14 protein-coding genes are annotated in these 14,779 nt (G+C 72.3%); 13 read left to right on the plus strand and 1 reads right to left on the minus strand.

All coding sequences use genetic code 11. The annotated features are described in order from the left end of the window. Nucleotides 1–25: 25 nt before the first annotated feature. From ACX80N_RS13485 to ACX80N_RS13530, 10 genes are all read left to right on the plus strand, one after another. Nucleotides 26–907 (plus strand): biotin--[acetyl-CoA-carboxylase] ligase, encoded by an 882-nt coding sequence (locus ACX80N_RS13485; RefSeq protein ID WP_459339813.1) that lies wholly within the window; start codon nucleotides 26–28, stop codon nucleotides 905–907. Between the two features lie 3 nt (nucleotides 908–910). Continuing rightward, complete coding sequence (locus ACX80N_RS13490) at nucleotides 911–1,516, plus strand: PH domain-containing protein (RefSeq protein ID WP_105031466.1); 606 nt, start codon at nucleotides 911–913, stop codon at nucleotides 1,514–1,516. Beyond that, complete coding sequence (locus ACX80N_RS13495; protein ID WP_459339814.1) at nucleotides 1,513–2,871, plus strand: adenylate/guanylate cyclase domain-containing protein; 1,359 nt, start codon at nucleotides 1,513–1,515, stop codon at nucleotides 2,869–2,871. Before ACX80N_RS13490 ends, ACX80N_RS13495 begins: the two co-directional genes overlap by 4 nt. Before the next feature lie 391 nt (nucleotides 2,872–3,262). Continuing rightward, on the plus strand, nucleotides 3,263–4,252 hold the full coding sequence (locus tag ACX80N_RS13500; protein ID WP_459339815.1) for a PP2C family protein-serine/threonine phosphatase: 990 nt from the start codon (nucleotides 3,263–3,265) through the stop codon (nucleotides 4,250–4,252). Next, nucleotides 4,249–5,103, plus strand: coding sequence for a hypothetical protein (locus ACX80N_RS13505; protein ID WP_459339816.1), 855 nt, complete (start codon nucleotides 4,249–4,251; stop codon nucleotides 5,101–5,103). The genes ACX80N_RS13500 and ACX80N_RS13505 overlap by 4 nt, the downstream gene beginning before the upstream one ends. Beyond that, entirely contained in the window at nucleotides 5,084–6,409 is a 1,326-nt protein-coding gene (locus ACX80N_RS13510) for an AAA family ATPase (protein ID WP_459339817.1), read from the plus strand. Before ACX80N_RS13505 ends, ACX80N_RS13510 begins: the two co-directional genes overlap by 20 nt. Then, nucleotides 6,406–7,875, plus strand: a complete 1,470-nt coding sequence (locus ACX80N_RS13515; RefSeq protein ID WP_459339818.1) for a hypothetical protein — start codon at nucleotides 6,406–6,408, stop codon at nucleotides 7,873–7,875. Before ACX80N_RS13510 ends, ACX80N_RS13515 begins: the two co-directional genes overlap by 4 nt. Before the next feature lie 53 nt (nucleotides 7,876–7,928). Then, the gene (gene ligA / locus ACX80N_RS13520) at nucleotides 7,929–10,241 is read left to right on the plus strand and encodes an NAD-dependent DNA ligase LigA (protein WP_459339819.1); all 2,313 of its coding nucleotides are present in this window, start codon (nucleotides 7,929–7,931) and stop codon (nucleotides 10,239–10,241) included. Continuing rightward, nucleotides 10,238–11,107 (plus strand): inositol monophosphatase family protein, encoded by an 870-nt coding sequence (locus tag ACX80N_RS13525; RefSeq protein ID WP_459339820.1) that lies wholly within the window; start codon nucleotides 10,238–10,240, stop codon nucleotides 11,105–11,107. The genes ligA and ACX80N_RS13525 overlap by 4 nt, the downstream gene beginning before the upstream one ends. Next, nucleotides 11,104–11,571, plus strand: coding sequence for a DUF2087 domain-containing protein (locus ACX80N_RS13530; RefSeq protein WP_459339821.1), 468 nt, complete (start codon nucleotides 11,104–11,106; stop codon nucleotides 11,569–11,571). Before ACX80N_RS13525 ends, ACX80N_RS13530 begins: the two co-directional genes overlap by 4 nt. 90 nt (nucleotides 11,572–11,661) lie before the next feature. Here ACX80N_RS13530 and ACX80N_RS13535 read toward each other — a convergent pair whose 3' ends face one another. Continuing rightward, on the minus strand, nucleotides 11,662–13,146 hold the full coding sequence (locus ACX80N_RS13535) for a glycosyltransferase family 39 protein (RefSeq protein ID WP_459339822.1): 1,485 nt from the start codon (nucleotides 13,144–13,146) through the stop codon (nucleotides 11,662–11,664). Nucleotides 13,147–13,550: 404 nt separating this feature from the next. Between ACX80N_RS13535 and ACX80N_RS13540 the strand changes: the two genes are divergently transcribed. From ACX80N_RS13540 to gatC, 3 genes are all read left to right on the plus strand, one after another. Beyond that, nucleotides 13,551–13,799: a hypothetical protein gene (locus tag ACX80N_RS13540; RefSeq protein WP_105031475.1), complete on the plus strand. Its 249-nt coding sequence runs from the start codon at nucleotides 13,551–13,553 to the stop codon at nucleotides 13,797–13,799. Between the two features lie 44 nt (nucleotides 13,800–13,843). Next, nucleotides 13,844–14,365 (plus strand): GNAT family N-acetyltransferase, encoded by a 522-nt coding sequence (locus ACX80N_RS13545; RefSeq protein WP_105031476.1) that lies wholly within the window; start codon nucleotides 13,844–13,846, stop codon nucleotides 14,363–14,365. A 115-nt stretch (nucleotides 14,366–14,480) separates the two neighbouring features. Further along, nucleotides 14,481–14,777, plus strand: coding sequence for an Asp-tRNA(Asn)/Glu-tRNA(Gln) amidotransferase subunit GatC (gatC, locus tag ACX80N_RS13550; protein WP_105031477.1), 297 nt, complete (start codon nucleotides 14,481–14,483; stop codon nucleotides 14,775–14,777). Nucleotides 14,778–14,779 lie beyond the last annotated feature (2 nt).

Here is a 14,779-nt window from a genome sequence, read left to right on the forward strand (position 1 = left end):
TGCCGGTCCGGATAAGATCGATGCCATGTCCTCCCGCTACTCCAACCTCGAGCGCCCCGGCCTGGACCTCGGCGCGCTGAGGACGGCCCTGTGCATGCCGGCGGGCCCGTACGCGCGCCTCGACATCGTGGCGCAGACGGGATCCACCAACACCGACCTGGTGGAGCACGCGCAGCGGGAGGCCGCGGGCTGGCCGGACCTCAGCGTCCTCGGGGCCGAGGTGCAGACGGCCGGCCGCGGCCGGCTGGACCGTCGCTGGGTGGCGCCGGAACGGTCGTCGCTCTTCGTGAGCGTGCTCCTGCGCCCCTTCAACCGGCAGGGCCGGCCCGTGCCCACCACCGCCTACTCCTGGTTCTCGCTGCTCGCCGCCCTGGCGCTCGCCGAGAGCATCGAGGACCGCACCGAGATCGCACCGCAGCTCAAGTGGCCCAACGACGTCACGGTGGACGGCCGCAAGCTGGCCGGCATACTGGCGCAGTTCGTGCCCGGCGCCGGCGCGGAGCCGCCTGCCGTCGTCGTCGGGGTGGGACTCAACGTCAGCCTCACCGACGACGAGCTCCCCGTCCCCACCGCCACCAGCCTGCTCCTCGAGTACGCCGGCACCACGGACCGCAACATCCTCCTGAAGTCGTTCCTGCGCACGCTCGCCGACTCCTACCGCTCCTTCTGCGACGTCGACGGCGACGCCGCGGCGGCGTGGGACGACGGGCCGTCCCTGCACGCCCGCATCACCGCCCGCATGACGACCCTCGGCCAGGACGTCCGGGCCGAACTGCCCGGAGGCGCCCTGCTGAGCGGGCGCGCGCTGGCCCTCGACGCGCACGGGGCGCTGATCCTGCGCGACGACGACGGCGAACGGCACACCGTGTCGGCGGGCGAGGTCGTGCACCTGCGTCCGCAGGCGTAGGCCGTGCGGATCAAGCTGCTGCCGGGTGAACGGATCCTCGTGCGCACCCGCCCCAATCCGCTGCCGCTGGTCGGGCCGGTCCTCGCCGGGTTCGTCATCCTCGCCCTCGGCGGCTTCGGCCTCGGATACCTCGTGCACCGGCCCCTGCCGGGCCTCGCCGAGTGGCAGCCCGTCCTCGCGGCGGGCGCTCTCGTCGTCGTCGTGCTCCTGCTGCTGCGCGTGGTGGTGCGGCCCCTGATCCGCTGGTCCGGCCACCGCTACGTCCTCACCAGCATGCGGCTCATCCACCGGCGCGGCGTCACGCGGCGCACCGAGCACCAGATCAACCTGTCCGCCATCTCCCAGCTGCAGACGGAGCAGGGGCTGCTGCAGCGGATGGTGCGCAGCGGCACGCTCGTCGCCGACCTCGGCTTCGACCGCGTCCACGCCTACAGCGACGTGCCGCAGATCGCAACCTTCAAGGAGTTCGTGGTGCAGGCGATCAGCGAACTGCCCCTGACCCGCATGTTCGATGGTGTAGACATGGAAATCGACCCGCAGTACGCCCGCGGCGGCACGCCCGGGCACCAGACGTGGGCACGGCAGGAATGGAGGGGCGAGCAAGCGTGACAGTCGAGGACCGCCACGAGTCCGGGCAGTCGGCCGATACCCTCGCGGGCGCAGGGTACGACGACGTCCCCTCGGGCGCTGCCCGCGACGAGGACGGCGCTGCCCGCGACGAGGACGGCGCTGCCGACCCTTCGGACGAGGCCCCGGCCTTCGGCCCCGCGGACCCCGTGCCCGACACCACGCCTGATCCAGCCGCCGACCCCTCAGCGGCCGCCCCCGACGCCGCCGCCTCGACGGCCCCGAAGGCCGTATGGCAGCTCCAGTCCGACATGGCGACCGACGGCTCCCCGGTGCCGCCGGCGGCGAGTCCGGGAGAGCTGGACCGCGAGGCCATCCGGCGCCTCGAACGTGAACTCCTCGGCGCGGAACGCACGCTCAAGCGCCGCGACATCGCCGCGGGCGCCGGGGTGTCGCTGCTCTCCGCACGCAAGCTGTGGCGTGCCATGGGCTTCCCGAACATCGGGGACGACGACGTCGCCTTCACGGAGAAGGACCTCGGAGCGCTGACCACGATCATCGACCTCGTGCGCCAGGAGCAGCTCACCGAGGACGCCGCCATCTCGATCACCCGCGCCGTGGGCCAGATGACGGACCGCATGGTGGTGTGGCAGATCGAGGCCATCGTCGAGGAGATGGTGGCGCAGCGCGGGCTGACGGATGCCGATGCCCGCAAGACGCTCGTCTCCGAGCTGCCGGACCTGATCGACCCCCTCGAACGCACCCTCGTCTACGCGTGGCGCCGGCAGATGAACGCCGCCGTCCAGCGGCTCGCGCTGCGCGCCGAATCGGGCCTGCGCTCCAGCGAGGCGGGGCGCGACGGCGACGAGCAGGACGCACCGCTGCCGCTCGCCCGCGCCGTGGGGTTCGCGGACCTCGTCTCCTACACGAGTCTCTCGCGCCAGATGAACGAGCGCACGCTCGCCCAGCTCGTGCAGCGCTTCGAGAACAAGAGCGCCGAGATCATCTCCGTGGGCGGAGGGCGCCTCGTGAAGACGATCGGCGACGAGGTCCTCTACATCGCCGAATCCCCCGAGGCCGGGGCCGAGATCTCCCTGGCACTGGCCAAGGCGTTCTCCGAGGACGAGTTCCTGCCCTCGGCGCGCTGCTCCCTCGTCTGGGGGCGTGTCCTGTCGAGGCTCGGCGACATCTACGGTCCCACCGTGAACCTCGCCGCACGCCTCACGGCGCTCGCCGACCCGGGGGAGGTGCTCGTGGACTCCGCGACCGCTGCCACGCTGACGCACAACGAGAAGTTCGTCCTCACGCCCCACGAGCCCCGCCAGGTGCGCGGCTTCGGCGAGGTCCGGCCGGTCACGCTGGCGCGGGGCACGGGCACCGGGATCATCCTGGACTGACGGCGCCCGGCCCTGGCCGTATCCCTGGTGCGGCGCGGAACTGCCGGAGACCGCCTGCATGGGCGGCCTGCAGCATGACCACAGGGGAACAAGCGGCTCTTCGGTCTCGACCGCATCGCGTCGCAGCACAGGCTGGTCGGGGCCGGCCGCCGCGGTCACCGAGGTCAGCCGCCCCCGGCGTTCCTGGCCCCGTTCCCACGCCGGGCATGCACCGACCCGCGGGTGGTGCCTAACATGGATGGGGAAACCCAGCAGGGCAGAATGGGGAGATGATCGACGAGCTCATCGCATCCTGCGACCAAGGGCGCCCGGCGTCCGGGACCCATCCGCACGTCCGCATCGATGGCCGAGCACTGCCGGCCTCCAGTCGCAGCGTCCTGGTGGTGCGCCCGTGACCGATCACCGCCCGGGGGCCGCCGCACCCCGCGACGTGTGCCTGAGCTACGGCTTCGCGACCGACCGCGGACTGCGCAGGGAACTCAACGAGGACTCCCTGATCGCCTCCGAACCCGTCTTCGCGGTGGCCGACGGCATGGGCGGGCACGAGGCGGGCGAGATCGCCAGCGGCATCTGCGTCCGCACGCTGGGCGACAGTCCGATCATCGGACGCCACCTGCCGGAGTTCTCGGCCGCGGACCTCGAGGCACTCATCGAGGACGCCGACCGTGAGATCCGGCGACAGACGGGCGGCCAGGCCGGGACGACCCTCACGGGCGTGGTGCTCGTGCAGGAGGCCGGGATGCCCTACTGGCTCTTCTTCAACGTGGGGGACTCACGGACGTACCGCCTGAGCCAGGGCCAGTTCGGGCAGATCTCGGTGGACCACTCCGAGGTCCAGGAGCTCGTGGACCTCGGGACCATCACCTCCGAGGAGGCCCGGACGCACCCGCGTCGGCACGTGGTCACGCGTGCCCTCGGGACGGGCGACGACGCGGAGGCCGACTTCTGGCTCATGCCCGTCGAGGAGGGCGACCGCATCCTCATCTGCTCCGACGGTCTCAGCGGGGAGGTCACCGACGACGGCATCTACTCCGTGCTGAGCACCGTGCGTGATCCTCAGCAGGCCTGCGAGGAACTCGTCGACGCCACGCTCCGCTCAGGTGCCCGCGACAACGTGACCCTGATCGTCGTCGACGCGACCGGGGTGGGCGACGACGCGGAGACCCAGACCACGGCACCACGCGGTGGCACCTTCGCGGCCGACGTCGGACACGCCGTCGAGACGGGCACCCACCCCGCGCAGCCCGGCACTCCGCAGTCCGGCACTCCGCAGCCGGGTTCGTCTCCGGAGGACGGCCCGAGGCCCGCGGGCGCCCATGCGGTCTCCCTGGCGGACCTCGACGGCTTCTCGGGACAGCGGATCCCGGGGGATCAGGAATGACCGCCGGCCAGGTGCCGGCCTACTCCTATGTCCCGGGCGACTGGACAGTGCTCGTGCGCGGAAGCATCCTCGCGGCGCTGCCCGCCGGAACCGACCCGGCCATCATCGCGGCGGTCTGGGATGCCATGGACGACGACGTCGGAACCGCCCCGCTCCTGCCTCTCGTGATCGGCGGAGCCGGGGCGGAATCCGCCGCCATGCCTTCGTTCGCCCTCGCCTCGACCGCAGGACGCCTGCAGGTGATCCTGCGGGGACACGTGACCCTCACCGTCACCGGCTCCACCGGGTCCGCCACCTACTCGGGGGAGCGGGCCGTCACCTGGGCCGAACACCTGATCGAAGACGCCTTCTCCTCCTTCACGCTGACCTGCGGACCGGCAACGGGCTCGGAATCGTCGCTGCCGCTGGTCGGAGGCGCCGTACTCGCAGGCTCGATCAGGGCCACCCCGGCCGGTTCCGGCGCCGGCGCGCCGGCACGTGCTGCCGCTGATGCCGGCCTGCAGCAGGCACGTGCCACACGCTCTGACCGAGGGGCGGGCAGCGCGACCCTGCCCGCCGTGCCCCTCGCGGAGCCGGGAGGCGTCGGCATGATGGACCCCGAGCTCGAAGCCGAGCCGTCCCCGGCCGTCGGCGAGCAGCTCACTGCGCCCCCGGCGCACGCTGCAGCCGACCCCGCGGACGGCGACGATGACGCAGCCACCGGTCCGGGCCTCGTCGTGACAAGTGTCCCGGCCGATGTCGCCGATCCATCCGTGGCGTCCGCCGTGGAGCCGCTCGCCCCGGAGACGTCGGCCCCGGACATCGAACCTCAGAAGGAAGGCAGACCCACTCATGGCCGAAGCACCGAATGATGCGATCGTGGCAAGCCTCCGCAGGGCGCTGGAGGCGAACCCGGACGACGCCGTGCTGAGGCTCCACCTCGCGCAGACGCTCCTCAGCGGAGGGGATCCCGCCGGTGCCATCACGGAGGCGAGCGTCGCGCTGCGGTCGGACCCGGGGAACGGGCAGGCACTGGGACTGCTCGCGGCGGCGGCCACCGCGCTGAGCACGCCCCCGGCGTCCGCCACGCCCGGTGCGCCGGCCGCACCCGTCGCTCCGGCCGGATCCGCAGCCCCGCCTGTACCCGCAGCGCCGGCCGTCCCGGCAGCCCCTCCCGAGCCCGGCACCTTCGACTGGGAGCAGGCCGAGCACGAAGTGGGCAGCACGGTGCCGCCGCCGTTCGTGGAGCGCGTCCCGGTCGGCCCCCTGGCCGACGACGACGCGGCAGCGCCGGTGGAGGTAGCCCGCGAGACGGTCACCCTGGCCGACGTGGGTGGCCTCGACGACGTTAAGCGCCGGCTCGAGGAGTCCTTCCTCGCCCCGATGCGCAACGCGGAGGTGGCGAAGGTCTTCGGCAAGTCACTGCGCGGCGGGCTGCTGCTGTACGGGCCGCCGGGCTGCGGCAAGACCTTCCTCGCCCGCGCCGTCGCTGGCGAGCTGGGCGCCACCTTCATGTCGGTGTCCATGACCGACGTGATCGGCCCCCACATCGGCGAGACCCAGAGGAACCTGAAGGCGGTCTTCGACGAGGCCCGCGGTCAGGCCCCCACGGTGCTCTTCATCGACGAGATCGACTCCATCGGGATGCGGCGCGGCGCCCTCTCCGGTGGGGGTGCCGCCTGGCTCCGGCAGATGGTCAACGAACTGCTGATGCAGCTCGATTCGATGAGCGGGGACAACGACGGCCTGTACGTCCTGGCGGCGACCAACAACCCGTGGGACCTCGACGAGGCGCTGCTGCGGCCCGGCCGCCTGGACCGCACCATCCTCGTGAGCCCCCCGGATCCGAGCGCGCGCGCCTCGATCCTGCGCCACCATCTGCGGGACCGGCCCATCGCGGGCATCGACGTCGAGCACCTCGCCTCGGTGACGGACGGCTTCTCCGGCGCCGACCTGGAGCATCTGGCCGTCACCGCGGCAGAGAAGGCCATGATGCAGTCCATCGCCCAGGGGTCCATCAGCCCGATCACCATGGACCACCTCGGTACCGCGCTGCGCGAGATCAAGCCGAGCACCGTGGCCTGGCTCGAATCGGCCCGCAACGTGGTGAGGTTCTCCAACGCGAACGGCCGCTACGACGACCTCGCGGCGCTGCTGAGCGGCAAGAAGCGCCGGTGAGCGAGGTCGTCGACCTCGACGTCCTGTCCAACCGCTTCACGATCCTCGCCGCCCAGCAGCGCGGCCGCGACGCGATCGACCTGCTGGAGCCCCAGGCGGCCTTCCACGGGGACGAGCCCCTCTACTGGGTGCTCCTCGGGAGGGCGTTCGCGATGGAGCATCGGTTCCTCGACGCCGAACACGCCGCACGCCGGGCGGTGAGCCTCGAGCCGGGGGCTGCCGCGACGCAGCTGACGCTCCTGCTCGCGCTCATCGGCCGGCGGCGGGCCGACGAGGCCGTGGACCTCGGCTGGTACATCGTCGAGCACCACGCTGAGGAGTACGAGGCCCACTACTGGCTCAGCCAGGCGCTGCTCGCCCGACGGCGTGACCACCAGGACCTCGTCGTCGCCCACCAGGCCGCGCGGCACGCGCTCTCGCTGAACGCGGACGCCGACGCGTTCGCCCAGGCAGCACAGACGGCGTCCCTCCTCGACGACGACCGCGAGGCCCGGGCGCTCCTGGCCGCCGGACTCGCGCAGTTCCCGCAGGACCGCGACCTCCTCCTGCTCAGCGGGCGGATCAGGGGCGGGGAGACGGTCGTAGGGTCGCGCGAGGAGCTCGTCGGGGGGATCCTGCGGCAGAGCCCGCTCGACGCCCCCGCCGAGGCGGACCTCGCCTCCGGTCCGCTGCGCTGGGTGCGCACGCACCTGTTCCACCTCTGGTACCACGTGCTGGGTTTCGCCCTGCTGGCGGTCGTCCTGCTGCCGGTACCCGTGCTGCTCGGGGTCGCCCTGCTGGCCGGAGGGATCCACGCCGCGCTGGTCGTCCGGAGCTACAGGCGGCTGGAGGCCGTCCTTCCCGGGGGCTACCTGCGGGAGCAGCTGACGGACCCGGTGCGCGGCAGGAACAGCGCCGCGGCACTCGTGGCAGCCGCCGTCCTGGTCCTCGGAGGCACGGTCCTCGCCGCCCTCCACCCGGACCTCGGCCCCGGCGCCGGCGACGGGATCCTCGTGCTGGCCGCCGTCGTCCTGGCCGGGGGACTGCTCTCGGTCCAGCGGGCGCTGGCCCGGCTGGCCGTGGCAGGGCATCCCGAGGACCGCCGGCGGCAGGACTACCACCTCATCCGCTTCGGGGACAACGCGTCGTCCCAGCGGAGCTACTGGCTGGCCGCACTCGCCGGGATCGTCCTCGTGATGGTCACGGCGAGCACCGGGGGCGATGCCACGGCCGGGGCCGGCATGCTGTCCGTCGGGATCCTGTGGGCCGTCAAGACCGTGGACCTGGCGGTCCACTCGCGGGCGGTGGCCGGTGGCGACAACCCCTGGGTCACCGGTGCGGCACTGAGCCGGCCCGGGCGGGGCAGGCAGACGGTGCGCGGCCGGCTCCTCGGTGTGCGGTTCCTGCTGGTCATGTTCCTCGTCAGCTGCTTCACCTGCCTCCTCGGCTTGGGCATCTTCATCGGCGGCTTCATCGAGGGCTCCTAGCGTCCCTGCCACGACGGTGGCCCGTGTCAGGGCCGTAGGGCAAGATATGGAAAGTGACCACAGGAACCGAAGACGCAGCCCGGACCGCCGGATCGGAAGACCGTCGACTGCCGACCGACGAGGTCCGGGCGGAGTACGCGCAGCTCGCCGAGGAGATCCGCAGGCACCGGGCCGCCTACTACCAGGACGCCGCCCCCACCATCTCGGACGCCGAGTTCGACACCCTCTTCCGGCGGCTCGAGGAGCTGGAGGCGCTCCACCCCGAGATCGTCGCCAACGACTCGCCGACGCAGGAGGTGGGCGGGGAGGTCTCCTCCGCCTTCGCCCCGGTGGACCACCTCGCCCGCATGTACAGCCTCGAGGACGTCTTCTCCCTCGACGAACTGCGGGCCTGGCTGGACCGGGCCTCCGCCGGCGTGGAGCAGCGCAACCCCGGTGCGACCGTGAGGTGGCTGACCGAACTCAAGATCGACGGCCTGGCCGTGAACCTGCTCTACCGCGACGGTGAGCTGGTCCGAGCCGCCACCCGGGGTGACGGCGTGACAGGCGAGGACATCACGCACAACGTCCTCACGATCGCCTCCATCCCGAAGCGTCTCGCGGGCAGCGACCACCCCGAGGAGGTGGAGATCCGCGGTGAGGTCTTCTTCCCCACGAAGGAGTTCGCGCAGCTCAACGAGCGGATGGTCGCCGCGGGCAAGGCGCCGTTCGCCAACCCGCGCAACGCCGCCGCCGGGTCGCTGCGGCAGAAGGACCCGGCCATGACGGCGGAGCGCCCGCTGGACATGTACGTGCACGGGATCGGGGCGCGCACCGGGCTGGCTGCGGAGACGCAGTCCGGGACCTACGACCTCCTCACGGCCTGGGGGCTGCCGACCTCCCCCTACTACAAGGTCCTCGCGACGCAGGACGAGGTGTTCGACTTCATCGCGCACTACGGCGAGCACCGCCACGACCTCCTGCACGAGATCGACGGCATCGTGGTGAAGGTGGACAGCTTCGCGCTGCAGCGCGCCCTCGGCCACACCTCCCGCGTGCCGCGGTGGTCCGTGGCCTACAAGTATCCGCCCGAGGAGGTGAACACGAGGCTGCTGGACATCATCGTCAGCGTCGGCAGGACCGGTCGCGTCACACCGTTCGGCCAGATGGAGCCGGTCAAGGTCGCCGGTTCGACGGTCGGCCTGGCCACGCTCCACAACCAGGAGGTCGTCAAGGCCAAGGGCGTGATGATCGGCGACATCGTGGTGCTGCGGAAGGCCGGCGACGTCATCCCCGAGATCGTGGGCCCGGTCATGGCACTGCGCGATCCGGAGAAGGTGCGCGCGTTCGTGATGCCCACCGAGTGCCCGTCCTGCGGGACGCCGCTGCAGCCGGCGAAGGAGGGCGACGTCGACATCCGTTGTCCCAACGCCCGCTCCTGCCCCTCGCAGCTGCGTGAGCGCGTGTTCCACCTCGCCGGTCGGGGCGCGTTCGACATCGAGGCCCTCGGGTACGAGGCGGCGATCGCCCTCACGCAGCCCGCCGAACCCTCCGTGCCGCCGATCACCACCGAGGCGGAGATCTTCGACCTGACCCCCGAGAAGCTGGCGGATGTCCGGATCGAGCGGGACAAGAAGGTCAAGGGCGTGGTGACCGGCCGGGAACTCGTGCCCTACTTCTACTCCAAGGGGACGGCGAAGAAGCCGTCCGAGCCGAGCGCCACCACCCGCAAGCTGTTCACCGAGCTGGAGAAGGCCAAGAAGCAGCCGCTGTGGCGCGTGCTCGTGGCGCTGTCCATCCGTCACGTGGGACCCACCGCGTCGCGCGCCCTGGCCACGGCCTTCGGGTCCATGGACCGCATCCGCGCCGCGAGCGAGAAGGAGCTCGCCGACGTGGACGGCGTGGGCCCCACCATCGCCGTGGCCCTCACGGAGTGGTTCGCGGAGGACTGGCACCGCGAGATCGTGGACCGGTGGGCCGCCGCGGGCGTGCGGATGCAGGACGAAGTGGACGCCAGCACGCCGCGCACGCTCGAGGGCCTGACCGTCGTCGTCACCGGATCACTGGAGCACTACAACCGGGACGAGGCGAAGGAGGCGATCATCACCCGGGGAGGAAAGGCGGCAGGGTCGGTGTCGAAGAACACCAGCTATGTGGTGGCGGGTGAGAACGCGGGCACCAAGCTCGAGAAGGCCGAGGCGCTCGGCATCCCCGTGCTGGACGAGGAGGGCTTCACCGCGCTGCTCGCCAACGGTCCGGCCCCCGCAGCGGAGGGCGAGGACGAGGTCGGCGAGGACGAGGAGCTCACCCGGGAGCCGGAGGCAGGAGCCGGCGCGGGACCGGAGGTCCTGCCGGACGTCGTGCCGGACGGCGGGGCCACCGTATGACGCACGCGGCGTCGCCCGCCGTGCTCCTGCATGTGGCGCGCCATGCAGCGGCTGCCGGCGCCGACGTCCTGGCCCGGCGCGATCCGGCCGCCCTCGATGCCACGAGCAAGAGCTCGGACAGCGACTGGGTGACGGCGTACGACGTCGCCGCCGAGCGGTCCGTGCGCAGCGTCATCACCGACTCGAGGCCGCACGACATCATCACGGGGGAGGAGTTCGGCACCACGGTGCCGACCGGCAGGCACGACGGCGCCCGCATCCGCTGGTCCGTCGACCCCCTCGACGGCACCACCAACTTCATGCGGGACATCGTCTACTACGCGACCTCGGTGGCGGCGGCCGACGAGGACGGCACCTGGCTCGCCGGCGTCGTGCACGCCCCCACGCTCGGGCGCGTCTACTGGGCCAGCCGCGGTGGGGGCGCCTGGCTGAGCGAGCAGGGCAGGGTACGGCGGCTGGCCGGGCCCGATGCCGGGCGGGGGCGGCTGCTGGCGACCGGTTTCTCCTACGATGCCGCCACGCGGTCGGCGCAGGTCGGTGAACTCGGGGCCCTGCTCGACGGATTCGGTGACCTGCGATCCCTCGGTTCCGCGGCGCTCGATCTCTGCATGGTCGCGGACGGCTCCTTCGACGCCTTCGTGGAGCGCGGGCTGCACGAGCACGACGTCGCGGCCGGGGCCCTGATCGCCGAGGAGGCTGGCGTCGTCGTCAGCAGGCCGCGGCTGCGCTCCGTGCTCGACGGCGGCCCCACGGAGGTCGAGCGCCTCCCAGCCATCACGGTGGCAGGTCCCGCCGACCTCGTCGGCTCCCTTACCGGCTCCCTCGCCGGGAGCGCGCCGGACGTGTCGATCGAGAGGCAGTCATGACGACGCCGTCCTGGCAGAAGATCCTGTCCACGCTGGCCGGCGAGCGCTCCCGCGAGCTGTACGCGCGGGCCGTCCTCGGGCAGCCGCTGGACGCGTCTCCGAAGGAGCTGCAGCGCCTGGTCGACGCCGGGCTGCTCACGGCGGACCGTCCCGTCGACGGTCAGCTGTTCAAGGACGTCCTCGCCGCGGCCGGGTCCGGCACGCCGAAGGGCGTGGACCGGTTCTTCCGGGAGGGGCGGATCGACGGATTGCCGCGGGCTGGGCAGGATCGCACCGACCTGCTGGCGCACCTCGCGGAGCGGCTGCTGCCCGCCGACGAGGAGCTCGGCGAGCCCGAGGTCAACCGCCTGCTCGCCACCGTCACCCGCGACATCCCGACCCTGCGCCGGGCACTCGTGGATGCCGGGTACCTGGAGCGCTACCCGGACGGGACGGGTTACCGGCGGGTCGTCGGGACGTCCTGAGCGACCGCCGGGGCCTCTGGCGCGAGGACCGTCGGCACGCATGCCGTGAGTGGAGCTGCCGCCGGTCGTGGTGCCCTGGGTCCGGCGCCGTCAGTCGAGGTGCCGGAACCGCGGCCAGAGCTCCGACCACGGCCGGGTGCGCTCGCACACGAGGACCGGTTGCCCCTGTTCCTCGTTGTCGACGTCGAGACCGTTGTCCAGGCGCGTCACCTCCTCGCAGGACGCGAACAGGCTCCTCGCCAGCTCGGCCTGCTCGCCCACCACGACCACGGTCCGTGCGTCCTCCGGCGGGGCGGAGAGGTGGTACAGCTCGTTGTGCCCGCTGTGCACCGCCGGCAGGCCGAGGTCCGGCCCGTACCGGTGCAGGGCGCCGGCCTCGCCGTAGTTGGTGGCGATCAGCGTGGCGTCGGAGGGGTCCGGGAGGTCCCGTACGACGTCGGCGACCTGGTCGGCGTAGGCAGGCCACCCCACCTGGTCGCGGGCCAGCTGGTTGATGCCGGGGATCGGGGTCTGCCCCAGGACGCCTACCGGGATGACGGGCAGCGTGATGACGGCGCAGGCAACGGCATTGACCGCTACCGTGGTCCGCGCCGCCCGGCGTCGTCCCGGGGAGTGCATGATGGCTGCGGCGGGTACGCATCCGACGGCGAAGAGCACGATGACGAGTCCCGCCGGATAGTAGATCTGCCCTCCGGCCGCGAAGGCGAGGACCAGGAGCACCACGAAGGCTGCGGCGATGCAGCGCGCAGGTCTCCAGTCGGTGCGGCGCAGCAGGTGCCACCAGCCGAGGCACCAGACGAGGGCCAGCGGCGGGCCGACGGTCAGGAACAGGAACCACCACATGTCCACCCGGGTGTCCGCCGCGTTGTTCTCGTTCAGGGCGGCCCCCATGGCCAGCTGCGGCCAGCCGTACGCGGCCTGGTACACCAGGTTGGGCGCCGCCACGATCAGGGTGAGGGCACCGCCGAGCCAGGGCCAGGGCGTGGACAGCACCCGGCGGGGGCCGGTGACGACCAGCCCGGCCAGCAGGGAGACCAGCAGCCCCGCGATCAGCAGCTTGTTGTAGGTGGCGAGGCCGGCGATGGTCCCGGCGGCCAGCCACCATCCCGGCGCGTCCCTCAGCAGCGCCCGGACCACGCACAGGACGACGGCGGGCCAGAACACGAGGTCCACCGACGCGGTCAGCATGACGTGGCCGAAGAGCAGGGGGACCACACCGAAGCCGAATCCCCACGCGCACAGGCCCTGCGCGTACGCTGCGCCGCCGAACTCCCTGGTGATCAGGACCACCACCACGAGTGCCAGGACGGTCGAGAGGGTGGCGGGGATCCGGACGGCCCATACCTCGTCCGCGACGAGACCGAAGGACCGCACCAGCCACGGGGTCAGGGGCGGCTGGTCGAGGTACCCCCAGGCGGGAGGGAGCATCCGGAAGTACAGCTCGTCCCGGTGGTAACCGTAGCTCCCCGACACGAGCGTGAGCAGCAGGCAGAGCACCACCGCGGGCACGGCCACCGTGCGGGTCGCGAAGGGCGGCAGGGGCCGCGGCGTCACCCGGGACGACGTTGTGCGCATCCTCCTGTCACCGATCATCGGTGCCGCTCACGTCCGGTCCGGCGGGTGAGTGGCACATGATCCCCTTCGTCGCGGTCCGGCCGGCGTCACGGCCGGGTCGGTGCCGGGTCCCTCCCGCGGCATGGGTGCGCGGAGGAGGACCAGGGCGGGCTCGGCAGGGCCGCTTGCAGTGTTGCATCCCGGGCAGCACGGCACCAGAGGCCGCGCACCGTGCTCGTGACCTGCCGCCTCCGGGGAAGGCCTGCCGCCCTGCGCCGATGCCGTACGCGGCCGAGGGAGCGGCCGAGGGAGCGGACGTGGGACCGCAGATCGCAGGGGGATGGCGGAGGCACCCTCCCCGCGCGAGAATCGTGGGAGCGGACGCCGACTCTCCGGCGCCGGCGGGCGGAGGTGGAGGAGGCACCGTGACGGCGGACAGGGATCGGGACACGGGCACCACGGGGCGCGGCCGGCTGCTTCCCCGGCCGGCGCGCCTGCTCGTGGGCGTCGCGGTCGCCGTCTTCGCCGCCTCGCTCGGCTTCGTCCTCCTCTATACGACGTCACTCCCACCGGCCCTGTGCATCCTGATCGCGTTCGTGCTCGGTGGAGCGCAGCTCTACGCCCTGCGCCGCAGCCTCTTCCGCGGCGGCCGGCGGGACCCCACCGGCCCGTGACCATCCCGTGACCGTGCCCGGCCGCTGCGTGACAAGATGGGCCGGTGACCACGAATGCCCTCTCCGACGCCCGCACCACCATCCGGCCCATCCAGCCGGGGGACTACGACGACGTCCGCCGCATCACGCGCGCGGCCTATCTGGAGGCCGGGTACTTCACCGACGAGGGGCACCCCTACATGGCGGTGCTGTCGGACATCGAGCACCGCGTCGAGCACGCCGAGGTCTGGGTGGCCGAGCGGAACGGCGCCGTGGTCGGGTCGGTCGCGCTGACCTTCGCCGGCCAGCGGTACACGGACATCGCCGTCGAGGGAGAGCTCGAGTTCCGGATGCTGGCGGTGGACCCGGCCGTGCAGCGCGGCGGGGTGGGCCGGGCCATGGTGGAGCGCATCGTCGAGCACGCCCGCACGCTCCCCGGCATCGAGGCGGTGAGCCTGACCAGCGGCTCGGACATGGTCCGCGCGCACCGCCTCTACGAGTCGATGGGTTTCGTGCGCGTCCCCGAGCGCGACTGGGAGGTCCCGAACGAGGACATCCTGCTCTGGGTCTTCCGCCTGGAGCTCTGACCGGCGGATCCGGCGGACGCGACCGCCGTCGTCGGGCCCGCCCGATGCCGGGTGCGCCCCTGGCCGCCACTAGACTGGAGGCCAGATACCCACCTCCGACTTCCAGGGGAGATCCATGGCTGAGATCAACCGGGACGACGTCGCGCACCTCGCGCGGCTCGCCCACATCGACATGACCGACGAGGAGCTCGACCGCATGGCCGGGGAGCTCGCCGTGATCGTCGACTCCATCAAGAGCGTGAGCGAGGTGGCGGGCGACGACGTCCCCGCGACTAGCCACCCCATTCCGCTGAGCAACGTGTTCCGCGAGGACGTGGTGGGGGAGACGCTCAGCAACGAGGAGGCGCTCCTCGGCGCACCCGACAACGCCGACGGCCGCTTCAAGGTCCCTGCAATCCTGGACGGGGAGTAACC

It is taken from the genome of Arthrobacter sp. MDT2-16 (assembly GCF_054510925.1).

What these genes read in the sequence shown, in the direction of transcription:
- ACX80N_RS13485 (WP_459339813.1), top strand. Translation starts at nt 26, where the DNA reads ATGTCCTCCCGCTACTCCAACCTCGAGCGCCCCGGCCTGGACCTCGGC.
- ACX80N_RS13505 (WP_459339816.1), top strand. Translation starts at nt 4,249, where the DNA reads ATGACCGCCGGCCAGGTGCCGGCCTACTCCTATGTCCCGGGCGACTGG.
- ACX80N_RS13510 (WP_459339817.1), top strand. Translation starts at nt 5,084, where the DNA reads ATGGCCGAAGCACCGAATGATGCGATCGTGGCAAGCCTCCGCAGGGCG.
- ACX80N_RS13525 (WP_459339820.1), top strand. Translation starts at nt 10,238, where the DNA reads ATGACGCACGCGGCGTCGCCCGCCGTGCTCCTGCATGTGGCGCGCCAT.
- ACX80N_RS13530 (WP_459339821.1), top strand. Translation starts at nt 11,104, where the DNA reads ATGACGACGCCGTCCTGGCAGAAGATCCTGTCCACGCTGGCCGGCGAG.
- ACX80N_RS13535 (WP_459339822.1), bottom strand. Translation starts at nt 13,146, where the DNA reads ATGCGCACAACGTCGTCCCGGGTGACGCCGCGGCCCCTGCCGCCCTTC.
- gatC (WP_105031477.1), top strand. Translation starts at nt 14,481, where the DNA reads ATGGCTGAGATCAACCGGGACGACGTCGCGCACCTCGCGCGGCTCGCC.